The organism is Flavobacterium rhamnosiphilum (assembly GCF_004349195.1).
GTDB classification, from domain to species: Bacteria; Bacteroidota; Bacteroidia; order Flavobacteriales; family Flavobacteriaceae; genus Flavobacterium; species Flavobacterium rhamnosiphilum.
Genome location: NZ_SMLG01000001.1, coordinates 748305 through 768021, shown reverse-complemented (window position 1 = coordinate 768021; position 19717 = coordinate 748305). Strand labels below are relative to the sequence as shown.

The window sequence follows — 19717 nt, the reverse complement described above, 5'->3', positions numbered from 1 at the left end:
TTAAAAAATGAATCCATTATCAGATAGAATAAACAATTTATCTACGTCTCAAACATTAGCAATGGCAGCTTTGGCCAGAGAATTAAAATCACAAGGAAAAGACATCATCAGTTTAAGCTTAGGTGAACCTGATTTCAATACGCCGGACTTCATCAAAGAAGCAGCTAAAAAAGCGATTGACGAAAATTACAGCACCTATTCTCCAGTAGAAGGATATTTAGAATTAAAAGAAGCTATCTGTAGAAAATTCAAAAGAGACAATAATTTAGAATACAAACCGTCTCAAATCGTAGTTTCAACAGGAGCAAAACAATCGTTATACAACATTGCACAAGTAATGTTAAACGACGGTGACGAAGTAATTTTACCCGCTCCTTACTGGGTTTCTTATTTCGAAATCGTAAAATTATCCGGTGGAGTTCCTGTAGAAGTTCCAACTTCTGTAGATACTGATTTTAAAATCACACCAGAACAATTAGAAGCAGCAATCACACCAAAAACAAAAATGATGTGGTTCAGTTCTCCTTGTAACCCAAGTGGATCTGTGTACAACAGAGAAGAATTAACGGCATTGGCAAAAGTATTGGAGAAACATCCAAACGTTTATGTTGTTGCTGACGAAATCTACGAGCACATCAATTTCTCTGGAACTTTTTGCAGTATCGCATCCATCCCGGGAATGTTAGAAAGAACAATTACCGTAAATGGAGTAGCAAAAGCTTTCGCTATGACAGGATGGAGAATCGGATATATTGGCGCACCAGAATTCATTGCAAAAGCCTGTATCAAAATCCAAGGTCAAGTAACAAGCGGTGCCAACAGTATTGCACAACGCGCGACTATTACCGCTGTAGATGCTGATCCAAGCGTATTGAAACACATGGTTGACGCTTTCCAAAGCCGTAGAGATTTAGTGGTTGGATTATTGAAAGACATTCCAGGAGTAAAAATCAATGTTCCAGAAGGCGCATTTTACGTATTCCCAGACGTTTCTTCTTTCTTCGGAAAAACATTAAAAGGAACTTTCATCAAAGATGCGAATGATTTCTCTATGTATCTTTTGGGCGAAGCCAATGTAGCAACCGTAACAGGTGACGCATTTGGAAACCCGGATTGTATCCGTTTTTCTTACGCCACAAGCGAAGAATTATTGAGAGAAGCATTACGCAGAATAAAAGAAGCGGTAACATTAACCGAGGTTCCTGCATAATATAAATTTATTTCAACTTCAAAATAGTTTAAGGTTTAAAGTTTTACCGCTTTACACTTTAAACTATTTTTTTATGGGCATGTCCCGCTGAAAAAGCGGATCGGGCTATCCGTTGCAATCTTTTTATTACCTTCGCTATCGCTGCGGGAATAAAAAGGATTTCCACTCCTATCCCTCATGCAAAAACCATTTTTTTACTCCAATACTTTAATGAATTGTTGCATTTCTTTCATAGTTCCAATTGTAATTCTTGACCATTTTCCATTTTCTTCGTAGATTTTTGTACCTGTTATATTGTTCTTTTCTAATCGCTCAAAAAAGTCTTTATTATAATTAGCCAATGAAAAATAGACGAAATTTGAATGAGAAGGAATGCATCGTATTTTTAACCGTTCAAGTTGTTCTATTGTATATTTTCTTGCTTTTTCGTTTAGTAAATAGGTTTCCGATACGAATTTATCGTCTTTAATTGACGCTAATGCACCCGAAACGGATGCTACACTTACACTTCCGTTACTCCAGGATTGTAGCTGACTAATTTTTTCAATAGTCCCTGAATTTGCAATTCCGTATCCAATTCTTGCTCCAGCTAATCCATACATTTTTGAAAAAGTTTTAGCAATAATTAAGTTTTTATTTTCTTTTACTAAATTTACAAGTGATTTTTGGTTCGTAAAATCAATATACGCTTCATCAACTAAAACGATTACTTTTTTAGTTGCTTCATTTATAAAATTCACAAGTGCTTCTCTTTCACAAATTGTCCCTGTTGGATTGTTTGGATTACAAATATAAATCATTCTTGTGTCGGGTTCAATTGCTTTCAACATTGCTGATAAATCATGATGTTTATCCTCTGTTAATGGAACTGTGATTTTTTTAAGCCCTAATTTTTCTGCTATTTCTGTCCAATAATTAAAAGTTGGGTCAGCTAAAATAAAACTTCCTTTATTTATAGCACAATATCGGGCAACTAAATCTAAAATTTCTGTTGAGCCAGCACCTAATATTATATTTTCGGCAACGAGATTATTCTTTTCAGCAATTTTTGAAATTAATTCCGATGTTAAATCCCAATTATAACGATTGCTGCTATTTATGTTTTTCGACATTGCATCTCTTGCTAATGCCGAAGGACCATATGGATTCTCATTTGACCTTAAACGAATTGGGTTTAAATTAGTTTCTTCGTTAATAGAATTTTCTGTTTTTGGAATAGCAAAACTTTCCAATGGAACAATTCCTAAACTTACAAATGCTAAACTTGTTTGTTTTAACCAACTTCTTCGACTACTCATAATATTCTATTTAAAATGTTAAAATACAGCACTTTATTTGCTTTCAATATGTCGAAGAATTTCAAATATGTTACAGTTTTTTCTTTTTCAGTTTCCGTTGCTCAAAAACAGCATACAACATATAAATCTGCGATTACGTTCTACTATTTACATATAAAAATGAGATTAGAAAGAATCTACAACACAAAAAATCATTATAACAACGCATAATCATTGAAATCACAATATTGTTTATTATTAATTGCCGCTGGTTTTAACCAGCGGATTGCAATGTCTAAATTAATTGGCTTTAGCCAAAATGAATTATCTGTTTTGGCTAAAGCCAATAGTGTGTGAAATTTTAAACTCCGTTGGTTAAAACCAACGGCAATTCAACCGTAGTCAAACCTTGTCATTCTTAGTATACCAAAAAAATAATTAGAAAAAAAAACATTCACAAAAATTTCAAAAAACAGTATTTTTGCTTCAGTTTTAAATTGCATTCCTAACGTGAAGCAAGATAAAACCTTAAACTAGAAACTTCAAAAAAATGAAAATACTGCTTCTCGGCTCAGGCGAATTAGGAAAAGAATTTACAATCGCCGCACAACGCATCGGGCAAATCGTAATTGCGGTTGACAGTTACGAAAATGCGCCCGCTATGCAAGTTGCCCATGATTTTGAAGTCATCAATATGCTGAATGGTGACGCTTTAGATAGAATTGTTGCCAAACACCAACCTGATTTTATTGTCCCAGAAATCGAAGCCATCAGAACCGAGCGTTTTTATGACTACGAAAAGCAAGGAATTACCGTAGTTCCCTCTGCGAAAGCAGCAAACTTCACCATGAACCGAAAAGCGATTCGTGATTTAGCTTCAAAGGAATTAGGTTTAAAAACTGCAAATTATCGCTACGCCACCACTGCCGAGGAATTGCAAAAAGGTGTTGAAGCCGTTGGAATGCCGTGTGTCGTGAAACCCTTAATGTCTTCGTCCGGAAAAGGACAATCCACCATAAAAACCGAAGCCGATATTGAGAAAGCATGGAATTATGCCGTGGAAGGTTCCCGTGGCGATGTCGTGGAAGTAATTGTAGAAGCCTTTGTAAAATTCAATTCGGAGATTACTTTATTGACAGTAGTTCAAAATAACAATCCCACTTTGTTTTGTGCCCCAATTGGTCATAGGCAAGAGCGTGGCGATTATCAGGAAAGTTGGCAACCCGCCAAAATCTCAGATAAAGATTTGTATGAAGCACAAGATATGGCCGAAAAAGTAACCGAAGCTTTGGGTGGCGCTGGCCTTTTTGGCGTGGAATTTTTCCTAGCCGATGATGGCGTTTATTTCTCGGAATTATCACCAAGACCACATGATACCGGAATGGTAACATTAGCCGGAACACAAAATTTCAATGAATTCGAATTGCATTTACGAGCTATTCTAAGTTTACCTATCTTCGAAATCACATTAGAAAAAGCGGGAGCGAGTGCTGTAATTTTAGCTTCAGAAAATTCAACAAATCCAACATATTCCGGCATCGAAAAAATCGCCTCTTTACCTAAAACTGATTTTAGAATCTTTGGTAAACCAACTTCAAGACCATACCGAAGAATGGGTGTAGCTTTAGTAAATGACAGTTTAGAAACTCCTATTGAAGAAGTGGTAGAAAAAGCTAAAAAAGCTGCCAGTTTAGTAACGGTAAATTCGTAATTTCCTTTTATACTAACATTAATTGTGTGTTTTTGCCACGAATATCCCACGAATTAATTCATTATAATTTTAAAGAAATTAGCGAGAATTTGTGGAATTCGTGGCTAACTTTTTTTACTCAATTTGAATCATTCACTCAATACATGGTAAACCTTACCTTTTAGTAATACGAAATGCGGATGGAGTCTTTCCTGTCTTTTTTTTGAATAATCGTGTAAAATAAGAATAATCATCATAGCCTAATTCCGTTGCAATTTCATTGACAGTAAACTTTTTATCCATCAACATACGTTTGGCTTCGAGTATGATTCTATCTGTAATTACTTCTGTAGTGGTTTTTTGCAGGATTTCATTGCAAATCCTGTTCAGGTGTTTTAAAGTAATAGTAAGCTTTGAAGCATAAAAAGAAGGTGCTTTTTCTGTTTTAAAGTTTTGCTCTAAAAGCACTTCAAAATTTTTAATTTTCACATTATACGAATGTGTTTCATGGAAATGTGTTTCACTATACTTTCTGGCAATTTCAATGTGTATAATATCCAATAGATTCATAATTTTATCTTGCTTCAACAGCTGATTTGCCTGAGCTTCTAAAATTAAACTCTCAAAATAAGGCATAATTGCTTTCGATTCGGTTATATCAAAAACCATTTCAGGTTTATTGTCCACCGAAGAATAAAATGGATAGTCGCCGATGGTTTTTTGTCCAAAATAGAGATTATACATTTCCTGCGAATAGAAAATTACAAAGCCTTCTACATCATCCGATAAATCCCAGTGGTGCATTTGCCCGGGCTGCAAAAAAAATATACTTCCCGGCTGAATCGTAAACACATCAAAATCGATTTCATGTGTTCCCGAACCTTTGGTAAAAAAGACCAAAACATACGAATTATGTCGGTGTGGTTCCTCAATAAAACTATGATTGATTAAGTGATTTTTAAAGGTATTAATGTACAAATCACTACTCACTGAATTACAGTTAAACCGCTGAATGTTATAAATAGGATACTTTTTCATGGCTCTTCAATGTCTTTATTGTGCTACAATTAGCGAATATAGAAAACATCCATGACGTGGATAAGAAATACCTTTGATAAAAATAATAAAAATGTCACACGCTATTGCTCACATCCTGAATAATGACTGTCCTCATTGCCTTGAAGGAAAAGTTTTCAAAGAAAAAAACATTTTTCTCAATATCGGATTTCCTAAAATGAATGAATATTGTTCTCATTGTCAGTTTAAATTCGAGAAGGAACCTGGCTATTTCTTTGGTGCTATGTATGTCAATTACGGTTTGACAGTGGCACAAGGCATTGCAACCTATTTTATCGCCCAATTTTTCTTCAAGGAAACTTTTGATTTGAGAATCATTCCAATTATTGCTGTTGTCATTATTGCAATGTCTTCTTTCAACATTCGCTTTTCCAGATTATTGTGGATTTATATGTTTAAAAATTATTCGATATAAAAAAAACCAGTATCTTAGCTAAAGTAAAATTTAATCATTTATGAAAAAGATAGTATACTTAGCTATTTTATTCTCTGCAACACTTGCAAGCGCTCAGGATAAAAAAGAAGAACCAAAACCTCAAATTGTCGAAGCTTCATGCGGACAATGCCAATTTGGGATGGAAGGACACGGTTGTGAATTAGCCGTTCGCATTGATGGAAAATCATATTTCGTTGACGGTAGTTCTATCGACTCTCATGGTGATGCGCATGCCAGTGATGGTTTTTGTGCTGCTGTAAGAAAAGCGGAAGTAGTTGGTAAAGTGGTTGACAATAAATTCAAAGTCACCTCATTCAAATTACTACCAAAAAAATAAAAAAAGGGCTTAAAGAATTTTCTTTAAGCCCTTTTTAATTACTTCTATTTCATACTCGCTTTCAGATTGCTATTCTCAAAACTCGAAATATCAATCACTTCTTCCAAGTCTACATCAAAAGAAATATTTACACTATCGCCTACAATTGTTACCGGCAATTGATTGGATATTTGTGAGGAACCTACGAAAATATTAGGATAATCTTTCACCTTGAAATAATAAAAGCTATTCCCATTTTTTACATCATTTTGGATTCGGGTTACAACTGATTTCAGCGATTTTTTATTGGAAACACTATTCGGATTTATTTTGTTATCCGCCATATTATAGACGTTTTTAAACGAAGTCAAAGTTTCTCGCATCGTATTGCCCACACCAACAATCGTATAATCTGAAATGGCAACCATCGCAAACATTTTAACCAATCCACCGTCATCTTTAAGTGTCATCACATACGTGGGAATGTTATTAATATTATACGGAATAGGTAAAGATGCCTTATATCCTTTTTCCTGAACTTTCCCTTGCGCTGAACTTTGAGCAGCAAATTCTGTGGCACCACCTTGTTTATAAAAGGTAGTTTCTTTGGTTCTTGTATCCACAAGTACAAAACCTACAGCAGATTCTTCTTTCCCAACCGAAGTCAATCCGGTATACCAATAGGATTTATTGTCTTTTCCGTAAACCAATGTCAATCCTTCAGTGATTTGGAGTTTATCCGCATTAGAAAAATTCCAATACCCGTGAACATATTCACCCCAATCGTTCAATTGATCTTCTATAAAATCCAAAGGCTGAATTCGATCTACCCATTTTGGTGTTTCAGCAATTGAATATTCTTTTATAGCTCCAGATTGCGCATCAACCACAACAACGCCCGTAGCTTCTTTTCCTGAGAAACCAATTTTTTTCACATATTTAGTGACAATCCAAAACGGATTTCCAGCATCATCAATCTCAAAACTAAAATCAGCCAGACCAACAGTAGCATTTCCATTAAAATAAACGTGTCTATGAATGTCACTTTGAAAATAAGCACCTTGTTGGTACTTAATCTTAATGGCTGTCCCTCCCACATTCTGAACTAGTTTTACATCGCGTTCATTGGTTGCAGAAACCATAACATATCCCGCAGTTCCTTCTTCGTTGTTAAACCATTTTAAAAAACCCGAATGCAATAATGGTGCAACCCAGTACAAGTTGTTATTCACTTTTTGGATACAAAAATCACCTAATTCTACTTGACTTCCCAAAGCGGGTTGGGAACCTAAAATTTTCTCTCCCAGAAGATGCGCTAATTCCTCATCTACCACACGGATTTTATCAATCGAAATTGGGGCAATATGATTTGTTATTTTTTGTCCGTTTTTAACCTCGCCTATTAATTTTTGATACGAATCGCTTCTGAACATTTTTAGGCTGGTCAGAAAAGGAAGCGCAATACAATACACTAAAAGTACTCCTGCCAAAACGTACAAAACTTTGTTTGGCCTGGAAACAATCTTGACCTGTTTGGTTTGCTGCGAAACTGTCAACCCAAGAGAAAATAAAACCCCAAGAATAACTAATAACAACAAAATAATAGCGAAACCCGTAAATCCATAATTAATTACCGGCAGGTTGATATAAAAAAGTAAAAAACCCAAAAGAAGTAAAAAAACAATTGAGAAGATTTTTTTCATGATATTCAGTCTTTATATATTTCAATATTAGTCTTTAATACTCCTAAATGTTACACTAAAAAAAGTGTCAATTTTAAAGAAAACAGGAACCTTATTTACAATACCGCAAAAAATAGTATTTTTGCATTCCGATTGAAACTAATTTTTCAATCTTTTAATTAAAAACATGAAATGTCTTTTGGTATTCCTTTAGACAAAGAAACAACACTAAAAAACTACAGATGAAAGCATACGTATTTCCAGGTCAAGGCGCACAATTCACAGGAATGGGTAAAGACTTATATGAAAATTCTGCTCTTGCAAAAGAATTATTCGAGAGCGCCAACGAAATTTTAGGTTTCCGCATCACAGACATCATGTTTGAAGGTACAGCTGAGGAATTGAAAGAAACCAAAGTTACACAACCGGCCGTTTTCTTGCATTCGGTGATTTTAGCAAAAACGTTAGGTGAGGATTTCAAACCAGAAATGGTTGCGGGACATTCCTTAGGTGAATTCTCTGCTTTAGTGGCAAATGGAGCATTATCTTTTGAAGACGGATTAAAATTAGTTTCACAAAGAGCTTTGGCAATGCAAAAAGCCTGCGAAATAAAACCATCTACTATGGCAGCCGTTTTAGGGTTGGCTGACTCTATCGTAGAAGAAGTTTGCGCGTCAGTTGACGGAATTGTAGTGGCTGCAAATTACAACTGCCCGGGACAATTAGTGATTTCCGGAGAAACATCAGCAGTAGAAAAAGCGTGTGAAGCGATGAAAGCTGCGGGTGCAAAACGCGCTTTATTATTACCAGTTGGCGGTGCTTTTCACTCTCCAATGATGGAACCGGCTCGTGAAGAATTAGCTGCAGCTATTGAGGCAACTACGTTCTCTACTCCTATTTGTCCGGTATATCAAAATGTAACGGCTAGCGCAGTTTCTGATGCTGACGAAATTAAGAAAAACCTAATCATTCAATTGACAGCCCCTGTAAAATGGACACAATCTGTACAACAAATGATAAAAGACGGAGCTACTTTATTTACTGAAGTAGGTCCTGGAAAAGTATTGGCCGGATTGATTGGCAAAATTGATAAAGAAGCGGTTACTGCGAATGCATAATTAGTATTCAATCACTGCTTTAAAATAGTATCCTCACAAACTCTTGTTTGTGAGGATTTTTTTTATCTTTATAAAACGAGTTCAAATCAATTTTAATTTTTTAAAATGAAAAAAATGAAAAAAGCACTTTTAGGATTAGCATGTATTGCAACTTTAATGACTTCTTGCAAAAAAGAAACAAAAGACGAAGTAAAAGAGGCTACAGAAGCCGTTGGCAATGAAATGGAAGAAGCTATAGATACAGCAGCTGTAAAAGTTGACGCTGCAGCTGATTCCACCAAGGTTAAAGCAGGAGAAGTTCTTAAAAAAGGGGCTGACAAAATGAATCAAGCCGCTGAAAAATTGAAAGAAGCGGCAAAAAAATAATTCAAAAAAAGAGGCTGTCAATGACAGCCTCTTTTTTATTTTCTAATTTTCTGTTCCCATTTCCAGGCACTAGCCATCGCTTCTTCAAGCGTCGATTGTGCTTTCCATCCCAGAACAGTATTGGCTTTATCCGTATTGGCGTAAGCCTCTGTAATATCGCCTTCTCTACGACCAACAATTTTATATGGTAATTTTTTACCGCTTACTTTTTCGAAAGTATTGATGACTTCTAAAACAGAGCTTCCTGTTCCTGTACCTAAATTGAATGTTTCTACTTTGGCAGTATTTTTTTTATTCAATAAGCGCTGCAAAGCGATTACATGGGCTTTCGCCAAATCGACTACGTGAATATAATCACGTACCGCTGTTCCGTCTGGAGTTGGGTAATCATCTCCATAAACGGCTAGTTCTTTACGCAATCCAAAACCGGTTTGTGTAATAAATGGCACCAAATTCTGAGGAACTCCAATAGGCAATTCTCCTATTTCAGTAGAAGGATGCGCTCCAATTGGATTAAAATAACGCAATAAAATCGCATTGATATTGGTTACCTTAGCCACATCGATGATGATTTCTTCTCCAATTTTTTTAGTATTCCCGTAAGGAGAAATTGGCTGTTGTACTGGTGCGTTTTCGGTAATTGGCATTTTTTCGGCTTGACCATAAACGGTACAAGACGAGCTGAAAATAAAATTAGCTTCTGGTTTTTTCTGCAATTCCTGTAAAACATACACCAATGCATTGATATTATTTTCATAATACAACAACGGATTTTCGACACTTTCACCTACTGCTTTTGAAGCTGCAAAATGAATTACACCTGAAATATCATGATGCCTTTTGAAAAAATCCTGAACGTTATCCTTTTCACGTAGATCTAACTTTTCGAAAGCGGGAATTTTTCCGGTAATACTCTGAATTCCATCTAACACATTCAATGATGTATTAGATAAATTATCCACAACTAATACTTCAAAACCCTCATTTTGTAATTCAACAACAGTATGCGAACCGATAAAACCTAAACCTCCTGTAACTAATATTTTCATGATTACTTTTTTTTATGCAGACGCAATTTGTCGCATCTCCTTTATATTTATACCACATAAAAAAGACGCGATAAATCGCGTCTCTATATTATTTCAAAAACTCTAAAACACTGTCCGTTATGAATTTAATTTGCTCATCGTCCAGTTCTGTATGCATTGGCAACGAAATTACTTCTTTAACCAATTGGTTTGTCACTGGAAAATGGTCTTCTTTATATCTAGAATCCACGTATGCTTTCTGCGAATGCAATGGAATTGGGTAATAAATGGCACACGGAATACCTTTATCAAGTAAATATTGCATCAATCCATCTCTATTGGCATTAATGATTCGCAAAGTATATTGATGAAAAACGTGATCGTCACCATTTAAATCAAACTCTGGAATTGTAATATTAGAATGACCCGAAAAGGCAGCATTATATTTTGCCGCTGCTGTTCTACGCGCTTCGTTATATTGGTCCAGCAATGCTAATTTTGCATTCAAAACTGCTGCTTGAATACTATCCAATCGTGAATTTACTCCTACTACATCATGGTGGTACCGCTCGTACATTCCGTGGTTTACAATCCCGCGAAGTTTATGCGCCAAGGCATCATCGTTTGTAAAAATAGCTCCACCATCTCCATAGCATCCTAAATTTTTAGAAGGAAAAAATGAAGTAGATCCCACATGACCAATTGTCCCTGCTTTCTTTTTTGTTCCATCCGAAAACTTGCAATTAGCTCCAATCGCTTGTGCATTGTCTTCTATAACATATAGATTATGCTCCTTGGCCAAAGCCATAATGGCGCCCATATTAGCGGCACGACCAAATAAATGTACCGGAACAATTGCTTTGGTTTTTGGCGTAATGGCGCGTTTAATTCCTTCGATAGAAATATTCATATTATCCATATCCACATCGACTAAAACCGGTGTCAATTGCAGTAAAGCTATCACTTCCACTGTCGCTGCAAAAGTAAAATCGGCAGTGATTACTTCATCTCCAGGCTTTAAATCCAATCCCATCATCGCAATTTGCAAGGCATCGGTTCCATTAGCGCAAGGAATTACGTGTTTTACGTCCAGATACTCTTCCAAAGATTTTTGAAATTGATGAACTTGAGGTCCATTAATATAAGTATTTGTGTCCAAAACCTCCTGAATAGAAGCATTTACAGTGGTTGCAATTTTATCATATTGACTTTTCAGGTCAACCATTTGGATTTTTTTCATTGAAATTTTGTTTAAAGTTCGCCCTTCGACTGAGCACAGGGTGACGTTATTTTAAGGTTTTAAGAAACAGCAAACACTTTCTTAAAACGAAGAACAAAAATAGTTATTTATGAGTTTAAACCAATGAAACCCACATTAAAAAAAGATATTATTCTGATGAAATAAAAAAATGGGTTCCTGATAACCAAAATTTAAATATTGCTGCGGAAGAAATAAACATAAAGAAAACGTATTTTAGCCCCAAAATTTCAATGATGCTTTTTCTCTATAATCTAATTGTTCAAATTGCTGGTTTTTTATTAAAAATCGTAGCTCTTTTCAGTCCAAAAATGAAACTTTTTGTAGATGGTCGAAAAGTGGTTTTTCCTGCTTTGGAACAAAAAATAAAACCCACTGATAAAACAATCTGGTTTCATGCTGCCTCCTTAGGCGAATACGAACAAGGCTTGCCCGTGATTGAAAAAATAAAAGAACAATTCCCATCACACAAAATCGTGGTTACTTTTTTTTCGCCTTCTGGTTATGAAGTCCGCAAAAACAATACCGTTGCTGATGTCACGGTTTATTTGCCTTTGGACACCAAGAAAAATGCTCAGAATTTTTTGAAACTCGTTCATCCGGATTTAGTGTTTTTTATTAAATACGAATATTGGCCAAATTATTTAGCCGAACTCAAAAAACTGAACACCAAAACCTATTTAATTTCTGGAATTCTTAGAAAAAACCAACTGTTTTTCAAATGGTACGGCGGCTTTTACAGAGAAGCATTAAATACATTCACTTACTTTTTTGTTCAAAATGAAACTTCAAAAAAATTACTGCAACAATTAGGTAAAACTAATGTTTCCGTTTCCGGAGATACCAGATTTGACCGAGTTGCCGCAATTTTAGAAAAAGACAATTCCTTGGATTTTATTTCTCAGTTTAAAGACAATACATTAACCATTGTCGTGGGAAGTTCTTGGCCAAAAGACGAAAATCTATTAGTAGATTTTATTAATTCGAATACATTAAATGTCAAGTTTATAATTGCGCCACATAATATTAAAGAAGAACAAATTCAGCTATTAAAAAATAGTATCACCAAAAAAACTGTTTTATTCTCTGAAAAAGAAGGACAGAATCTCGCTGATTTCGATGTTTTTATCATTGATACGATTGGTATTTTGACCAAAATCTATAGCTATGCAGATATTGCGTATGTAGGTGGCGGTTTCGGGAATCCCGGAGTTCACAATTTACTGGAACCGGCAACTTTTGGTGTTCCAATACTCATTGGACCCAACTATTCGCATTTTGCAGAAGCAACAGCGCTGGTAAATATGGAAGCTTGTATTTCTATTAACAATAATAAAGAGCTGGACGAAGCATTTACAAACCTCATCCTGAATGATGACATCCGACAAGAAAAAGGACATATGTGCAGCACTTTTGTACAAATGAATAAAGGGGCTACTGCCATTATTTTAAAACATATTTTGAATGACCCAATTTAAACCGTTAGCGCTTTCTGATATTGAAGCGATTGTAACCATGATGCAAGAGTTTTATGCAATTGATAATTATCCCATTGCTATTGACGTTTCCAAAGCTTTATTTCAGGAATTTATTTCCAATGAAAATCTGGGGAAATCATGGCTCATTTTATCCGATAATGAAATTGTAGGCTACATTATCCTAACCTTTGTTTTTAGTTTTGAATACCAGGGAAAAATTGCTTTTTTAGACGAATTGTATTTGACTGAAAAAGCGAGAGGTAAAGGAATTGGCAGTAAAGCCATTGCATTCATTCAAAGTGAAAGTCATAAACTATCGTTAAAACTGATTTACCTGGAAGTGGAACAGCACAACGAAAAAGCACAAAAATTGTATCTTGCGCACGATTTTGAGTTGCACAATAGAAAATTGATGAAACACAAAATCAAATAAAATTACACCCTAAATTTAATACCATGAAAATTTTAAAATTATTCTTATTATTATTTGTCATTCAGACGCAAGCACAGCAGGGAGGCATGTGGATTCCTTCGCTTTTGAAAGGAATGAATGAAACAGAAATGAAAAATTTAGGCATGAAAATGTCTGTCAAAGAGATTTACGATGTCAATCAATCGAGTTTAAAAGATGCCGTTCCACACTTTAATGGTGGTTGTACCTCTGAAGTTATTTCTCCAAAAGGATTAATTTTAACAAATCACCATTGCGGATTTTCACAAATTCAATCGCACTCTACAGTAGACCATGATTATCTTACTGATGGATTTTGGGCTTTCAAAATGGAAGACGAATTGCCTAATAAAAACTTAACCGTCGCTTTTATTGTAAAAATAGAAGATGTAACCACATCAGTTTTAGAAGGAACTGCTTCTCTCACCAGTGAATCCGAAAAACAAAAGAAAATTCAAGAAAACATTACGGCACTTACTAATTCTTTACCAAAGGAAAATTGGCAGGAAAATAAAATCCGTACGTTTTATGAAGGCAATCAATACATGCTTTTTGTAACAGAAACTTTTACAGATGTCCGTTTGGTTGGCGCTCCGCCTTCCTCAATAGGGAAATTTGGTTCTGATACTGATAACTGGGTTTGGCCGCGTCATACGGGAGATTTTTCATTGTTTAGAATTTATGCTGACAAAAACAATCGTCCGGCTGCGTATTCGAAAGACAATGTTCCTTACACTCCTAAACACTTCTTGCCGATTTCACTTGATGGTGTAGCCGAAGATGATTTTACATTGGTTTTTGGTTATCCAGGAAAAACAAATGAATATTTACCTTCTGTTGCGATTGAACAAATTGTAAACGAATTGAATCCGGGGAAAATCGAAATTAGAGACAAAGCCCTGAAAGTGGCTGATGGTTTCATGAGAAAAGACAATGCTATTAAAATTCAGTATGCCTCTAAATATGCCAAGATTGCTAATTATTGGAAAAAATGGATTGGTGAAACCCAAGGATTAAAAAAATCAAATGCCGTTGCCATTAAAAGAGAATCTGAAAAAGTCTTTCAGCAGAAAATAACAAAAGCGGGCAAAGAAAAAGAATACGGAACACTTTTGACTGATTTTGAAAAAAACTACGCAGAAATAGCACCATATGCCTCTGCCAGAGATTATTTTGCGGAAGTTGTACAGCTCAACACAGAATTACTAAGCGTTGGTTACAAATTGTATCAGCTGGAACAAGTTTACAAAACCAAAGGAGAGCAATCTTTTACAGACCGAAAAAACAATTTACAAACCGGCCAGGAAACCTTCTACAAAGATTTTAATGCAATTGTTGATGAAAAAGTTTTTGAGCAATTGATTGAATTGTATGCTACCAAATCTCCAAAACAATTTTTACCCCAAAGCTTAGTGAATGTAAATGCCAAAAATTTGGCTTCGGAAATTTACAGCAAATCCAAACTTCAAAATTACGCAGGTCTGAAAGAATTGCTAACCGGCGATACGCAAACCGTTTTAACGAATTTAAACAATGACCCAGGTTTCCTGCTGGTAAAAGAATTGGCTGATAAATATTCGAAAGAAGTTGCACCAAAATACGACGAAATCAATTTAAAGATTACAGCACTTCAACGCACGTATATGAAAGCGCAATTGGAATTGAATAAAGACAGTAGAATTTTTCCGGATGCCAATAGCACATTAAGAATTACTTATGGAAAAGTAAAAGGATACGAACCTAAAGATGCTACACTTTACACACCAATAACCTATTTAGATGGGATAATGGAGAAATACATCCCTGGAGATTATGAATTTGATGTTCCATCCAAATTGATCGATCTATATAAAACCAAAGATTACGGACCCTATGGAGAAAACGGCAAAATGCCTGTTAACTTTATTGGTACCAATCACACTACTGGAGGTAATTCAGGAAGCCCAGCGATAGACGCAAACGGAAACCTGATAGGACTTAATTTTGACAGGGTTTGGGAAGGAACCATGAGTGATATCTATTACGACCCGAGTATTTGCAGAAACATTATGGTTGACATACGCTACGTCCTTTTTATTATGGATAAATATGCGGGTGCAAAAAACTTGATCAGTGAGCTAAAACTGGTTCACCCAAAGAAAAGCAAACCTTTGAAAAAGAAAAACTTAAAGTAAAACCAAGGACTCAACAACGATATAAAGCATTTATTAATTATTTGACTTAATTGGCATAATAATTGTAATTTGTTTCGGCGTTGACAAAAAATATTATTTTTTAAAAAAAAAATAAAAAAATATTTTACATATTAAAAAATTTATATCTTTGCCACGAATTAATAATTAACCTTTTATATTAAATTAAGATGAAAAAAGTATTTTTAAGTTTAGCTGCTGTTGCTGTATTGACTGTTGTATCATGTAAAAAAGCTGATGCTCCTGCTGAGGACGCTGCTGCTGTAGTTGATTCTGCTGCTGCTGTTGTTGATTCTGCTGCTGCTGTAGTTGATTCTGCTGCTGTTGTTGTTGATTCTGCTGCTGCTGTTGCTACTGAAGCTGCTGCAACTGCTACTGAAGCTGCAAAAAAATAATTAGAACTCAAATTCTAAAAATTTTAAAGCCATCCGCTATGCGAGATGGCTTTTTTAATTTGCGACATTTCCAATCCTTTAAGAAGGAGAAGTGCAAATAAAAAAAGAGAGTCGTGTAAATTAAATTTACACGACTCTCTTTTTTTATTTACGAATTAATTCAAAAACCTTTAATCCGAAAAAATAAAATCATTTCCAGAGAAATCTAACACCTCTGAATTTGATCCATATCGCACAATTTCATCGATTCCTTTTTGCAAACGTAACGATGTGGTATATTTTCTACTTGTTGCAAAATGATTCCCTTTCAACATCAATTTAAAATAGAATTTCCCACCGGAAGACTTAAATTTTAAAAAGTCAGCGGTTTCAATTGTTGTTTTAAACTTTTCAATATCTTCTTCACACTCAAACTTGAGTTCATAACTTAAACTTGTAAAAACAACCTTCCCCTTCCTGGAAGTGAAAACAAATTTATACTCGTCGTTGTATCTTTTACTGATCACAAAAGCCCCCATGAAATTTTAGATTTTAGATTGCGGATTTTAGATTTCAGATTCTAAACATAGAGCTTAGAATTCACTTCTGTAAAATTCTCTTTTGTTCTCAATTACAAATTCCTATAAATAAAAAAAGCTCCAAACATAGTTTGAAGCTTTTTTAGTACTCAGAGCGGGACTTGAACCCGCACGAACATTGCTGTTCACTGGATTTTAAGTCCAGCGTGTCTACCAATTTCACCATCCGAGCATTATGTGGTGTTGGAGCGAAAAACGGGGCTCGAACCCGCGACCTCGACCTTGGCAAGGTCGCGCTCTACCAACTGAGCTATTTTCGCATTTTCAATTCTTAGAAAGAACCGCGATACTTGTTCCGTATTGCGGATGCAAATTTAGGACATTTATTGAATTATACAAGCCTTTTTTATAAAAAAATCACAGATTAAAGTTAATGTTCTGATACCGTAAACTTTAAAACAAAATAAATTATTTTCTGGTCAACATTCTTTTAATCTCATTGAGTTTCATCAGCGCTTCCATAGGAGTAATGGTATTTATATCCAGACTTATGATCTCTTCTTTGATTTCCTCTAACAAAGGATCATCTAAATTGAAGAAACTCATTTGCATTTCGTCTTTTGCAGCTTTAATTCCGTTCAGCGCATCGCTGGAATGATTTTTTTCTAATTTCTTTAAAAGCTTTTGCGCTTTCAAAATTACGATCTGAGGCATTCCGGCCATCTTCGCCACATGTATTCCAAAACTATGAGCACTTCCTCCTTTTACTAATTTTCGAATAAAAAGTACCGTATCTTTCAATTCTTTGACGGCCACATTATAATTCTGAATTCTAGGCAATGATTCACTCATTTCATTCAACTCATGGTAATGTGTTGCAAATAATGTCTTCGGTTTCGAAGGATGTTCATGCAAAAATTCTGCAATTGCCCATGCAATAGAAATCCCGTCATAGGTACTCGTTCCTCTTCCAATTTCATCTAAAAGCACTAAACTCCTGTCGGAAATATTATTCAAGATAGAGGCAGTTTCATTCATTTCGACCATAAAAGTAGATTCTCCCATCGAAATATTATCACTCGCTCCTACTCTGGTAAATATTTTATCTACAATTCCCATTCTAACGCTGTCTGCCGGAACAAAACTTCCCATTTGAGACAAGAGCACAATTAAAGCCGTTTGACGCAAAATAGCTGACTTTCCAGACATATTAGGACCCGTTATCATAATCAATTGTTGCGTTTCTCTATCCAAGAAAACATCATTGGCAATATAAGGCATCCCAACCGGCAATTGTTTTTCGATAACAGGATGTCTTCCGTTTTTGATTTCCAGTTCGAATGTTTCGTCTAGTTCAGGGCAGATGTATTTATTTTCGATAGCCAACTGTGTAAAAGAACACAAACAATCCAGTTGCGCCACCAAATTAGCATTCATTTGAACCGGCTTGATATACGTGGCAATCCAACTCACCAATTGTTCAAATAATTCTACTTCTATTTTATGAATTTTCTCTTCGGCACCCAGGATTTTAGTTTCATATTCTTTTAATTCCTCCGTAATATAACGCTCTGCATTAACCAAAGTTTGTTTTCGAATCCATTCCACAGGAACTTTATCTTTGTGCATATTCCTAACTTCGATGTAATATCCAAAAACGTTATTAAAGGAAATTTTCAACGATGAAATCCCCGTCAATTGTGATTCTCGTTTTTCAATTCCTTCCAAGAATTCCTTTCCGGAAGTTGATATCGCCCGTAAATCATCTAATTCCGCATTGATTCCTTTGGCAATCGCATTTCCTTTGGCAATCGCCACAGGAGCATCTTGATTTAAAACCGTTTTGATTTTTTCACGCAATAATTCACAACTGTGCAAACTGTCACCAATTACTTTTACTGCTTCTTGCGGACTTTCTAACGCCAAAGCTTTTATTGGAATAATAGCATCCAAGGATTCTTTCAGATAAATCACTTCGCGAGGAGATACTTTTCCGGCTGCAATTTTCGAAATCAAACGCTCCAAATCAGAAATTTGCTTGATTTGATTCTGAATGTTTTTCAAAACATCCTGATTTTCTTTTAAATACGAAACCACCTGATGACGGCTTTTTATTTTAACACTGTCTTTCAACGGCAATGCCAACCATCTTTTTAACAAACGACCACCCATTGGCGAAAGCGTTTTATCAATAACATCCAGTAGCGTCACCGCGTTTGGATTATAACTGTGATACAATTCCAGGTTGCGAATCGTAAAACGGTCCATCCAGACGTAAGCGTCTTCGGCAATACGCTGAATCGCCGTTATATGTTGGACTTTATTATGCTGTGTTTCGGATAAATAATACAAAATGGCTCCCGAAGCAATAATTCCTTCTTTCAATTCTTCGATTCCAAATCCTTTCAAAGAAACCGTTTGAAAGTGCTTGGTTAAGGTCTCGAATGCGTAGTCTTCTTTGTAAATCCAATCTTCCAGATAAAAACTATGATAATCCTCTCCGAAAATTTCCCGGAAATCATTTTTATTATTTTTGGGAATCAGAACTTCACTTGGATTAAAATTCTGCAACAGTTTATCAATATATTCTGCATTTCCTTGCGCCGTTAAAAACTCACCTGTAGAAACATCCAAAAAGGAAATTCCTATTGATTTATTGGCAAAGAAAATGGACGCTAAAAAGTTATTGGTTTTAGATTGCAAAACCTCATCATTCATAGAAACACCAGGAGTTACCAATTCAGTAACACCACGTTTCACGATAGTTTTAGTCATTTTTGGATCTTCGAGCTGGTCACAAATTGCTACACGAAGTCCCGCTTTGACTAATTTTGGTAAATAGGTATTCAAGGAATGATGTGGAAAACCAGCCAGCGCTGTTTCAGTCTCAGAGCCCGCTCCACGCTTAGTTAAGACAATTCCTAATATTTTTGAAGCACGAACTGCGTCTTCTCCAAATGTCTCATAAAAATCCCCTACGCGAAACAACAAGCAAGCATCCGGATACTTTCTTTTTATCTCATTATACTGCTTCATTAACGGAGTTTCCTTAACTACTTTATCTTTAGATGCCAATTGTATTGCTGTTTAAAATTGAAAAATTATCAGCGAATTTATAGATTTTAAAACAAATAAATAACGAGTTCAAAAAATTAAACTATTTTTAAGAAAGATTTGATCCATAATTTCTATTTTTTCTTTAGATTTGTAAATACTTTTAAATCG

17 protein-coding genes and 2 tRNA genes are annotated in these 19717 nt (G+C 35.3%); 10 read left to right on the top strand and 9 right to left on the bottom strand.

What is annotated here, in order from left to right; genetic code table 11:
• Positions 1–7: 7 nt before the first annotated feature.
• On the top strand, positions 8–1210 hold the full coding sequence (locus tag E0I26_RS03360; RefSeq protein WP_131915066.1) for a pyridoxal phosphate-dependent aminotransferase: 1203 nt from the start codon (positions 8–10) through the stop codon (positions 1208–1210).
• A gap of 194 nt (positions 1211–1404) precedes the next feature.
• Here E0I26_RS03360 and hisC read toward each other — a convergent pair whose 3' ends face one another.
• A complete protein-coding gene (gene hisC, locus E0I26_RS03355; protein WP_131915065.1) occupies positions 1405–2508 on the bottom strand; it encodes a histidinol-phosphate transaminase in 1104 nt (367 codons plus the stop codon).
• A 529-nt stretch (positions 2509–3037) separates the two neighbouring features.
• On the opposite strand from hisC, the gene purT reads away from it, so the two are divergent.
• Complete coding sequence (gene purT / locus E0I26_RS03350; RefSeq protein ID WP_131915064.1) at positions 3038–4198, top strand: formate-dependent phosphoribosylglycinamide formyltransferase; 1161 nt, start codon at positions 3038–3040, stop codon at positions 4196–4198.
• Between the two features lie 153 nt (positions 4199–4351).
• Here the strand turns inward: purT and E0I26_RS03345 are convergent, their stop codons facing one another.
• Positions 4352–5215, bottom strand: coding sequence for an AraC family transcriptional regulator (locus tag E0I26_RS03345; RefSeq protein WP_131915063.1), 864 nt, complete (start codon positions 5213–5215; stop codon positions 4352–4354).
• A gap of 91 nt (positions 5216–5306) precedes the next feature.
• On the opposite strand from E0I26_RS03345, the gene E0I26_RS03340 reads away from it, so the two are divergent.
• Both E0I26_RS03340 and E0I26_RS03335 read left to right on the top strand, forming a co-directional pair.
• A complete protein-coding gene (locus E0I26_RS03340) occupies positions 5307–5669 on the top strand; it encodes a DUF983 domain-containing protein (RefSeq protein ID WP_131915062.1) in 363 nt (120 codons plus the stop codon).
• A 40-nt stretch (positions 5670–5709) separates the two neighbouring features.
• Positions 5710–6027 carry a DUF6370 family protein gene (locus E0I26_RS03335; RefSeq protein WP_131915061.1) on the top strand — a complete coding sequence of 106 codons (318 nt, stop codon included), beginning with the start codon at positions 5710–5712 and terminating at the stop codon, positions 6025–6027.
• A gap of 44 nt (positions 6028–6071) precedes the next feature.
• Here the strand turns inward: E0I26_RS03335 and E0I26_RS03330 are convergent, their stop codons facing one another.
• Positions 6072–7709 (bottom strand): hypothetical protein, encoded by a 1638-nt coding sequence (locus tag E0I26_RS03330; protein WP_131915060.1) that lies wholly within the window; start codon positions 7707–7709, stop codon positions 6072–6074.
• Positions 7710–7930: 221 nt separating this feature from the next.
• Between E0I26_RS03330 and fabD the strand changes: the two genes are divergently transcribed.
• Both fabD and E0I26_RS03320 read left to right on the top strand, forming a co-directional pair.
• Entirely contained in the window at positions 7931–8806 is an 876-nt protein-coding gene (gene fabD / locus E0I26_RS03325) for an ACP S-malonyltransferase (protein ID WP_131915059.1), read from the top strand.
• 114 nt (positions 8807–8920) lie between these two features.
• Positions 8921–9172: a hypothetical protein gene (locus E0I26_RS03320; protein WP_131915058.1), complete on the top strand. Its 252-nt coding sequence runs from the start codon at positions 8921–8923 to the stop codon at positions 9170–9172.
• 35 nt (positions 9173–9207) lie between these two features.
• On the opposite strand, the gene galE is transcribed toward E0I26_RS03320, so the two are convergent.
• Entirely contained in the window at positions 9208–10221 is a 1014-nt protein-coding gene (gene galE / locus E0I26_RS03315; RefSeq protein ID WP_131915057.1) for a UDP-glucose 4-epimerase GalE, read from the bottom strand.
• 88 nt (positions 10222–10309) lie between these two features.
• A complete protein-coding gene (locus E0I26_RS03310) occupies positions 10310–11440 on the bottom strand; it encodes a DegT/DnrJ/EryC1/StrS family aminotransferase (protein ID WP_131915056.1) in 1131 nt (376 codons plus the stop codon).
• 254 nt (positions 11441–11694) lie between these two features.
• On the opposite strand from E0I26_RS03310, the gene E0I26_RS03305 reads away from it, so the two are divergent.
• The 4 genes from E0I26_RS03305 to E0I26_RS03290 all read left to right on the top strand — a co-directional run bounded on the left by E0I26_RS03305 (position 11695) and on the right by E0I26_RS03290 (position 15974).
• Positions 11695–12936, top strand: coding sequence for a 3-deoxy-D-manno-octulosonic acid transferase (locus E0I26_RS03305; protein WP_131915152.1), 1242 nt, complete (start codon positions 11695–11697; stop codon positions 12934–12936).
• On the top strand, positions 12923–13369 hold the full coding sequence (locus tag E0I26_RS03300; RefSeq protein WP_235831708.1) for a GNAT family N-acetyltransferase: 447 nt from the start codon (positions 12923–12925) through the stop codon (positions 13367–13369). Before E0I26_RS03305 ends, E0I26_RS03300 begins: the two co-directional genes overlap by 14 nt.
• A gap of 23 nt (positions 13370–13392) precedes the next feature.
• On the top strand, positions 13393–15561 hold the full coding sequence (locus E0I26_RS03295) for a S46 family peptidase (RefSeq protein ID WP_131915055.1): 2169 nt from the start codon (positions 13393–13395) through the stop codon (positions 15559–15561).
• Positions 15562–15749: 188 nt separating this feature from the next.
• Positions 15750–15974, top strand: coding sequence for a hypothetical protein (locus tag E0I26_RS03290; RefSeq protein ID WP_099714386.1), 225 nt, complete (start codon positions 15750–15752; stop codon positions 15972–15974).
• Between the two features lie 170 nt (positions 15975–16144).
• Here E0I26_RS03290 and E0I26_RS03285 read toward each other — a convergent pair whose 3' ends face one another.
• The 4 genes from E0I26_RS03285 to mutS form a co-directional block, all read right to left on the bottom strand.
• Complete coding sequence (locus E0I26_RS03285; protein ID WP_131915054.1) at positions 16145–16492, bottom strand: DUF1508 domain-containing protein; 348 nt, start codon at positions 16490–16492, stop codon at positions 16145–16147.
• A 146-nt stretch (positions 16493–16638) separates the two neighbouring features.
• A tRNA-Leu gene (locus E0I26_RS03280) sits at positions 16639–16724 on the bottom strand.
• A 12-nt stretch (positions 16725–16736) separates the two neighbouring features.
• A tRNA-Gly gene (locus tag E0I26_RS03275) sits at positions 16737–16812 on the bottom strand.
• Between the two features lie 148 nt (positions 16813–16960).
• Complete coding sequence (gene mutS / locus E0I26_RS03270) at positions 16961–19567, bottom strand: DNA mismatch repair protein MutS (RefSeq protein WP_165929394.1); 2607 nt, start codon at positions 19565–19567, stop codon at positions 16961–16963.
• Positions 19568–19717: the final 150 nt, after the last annotated feature.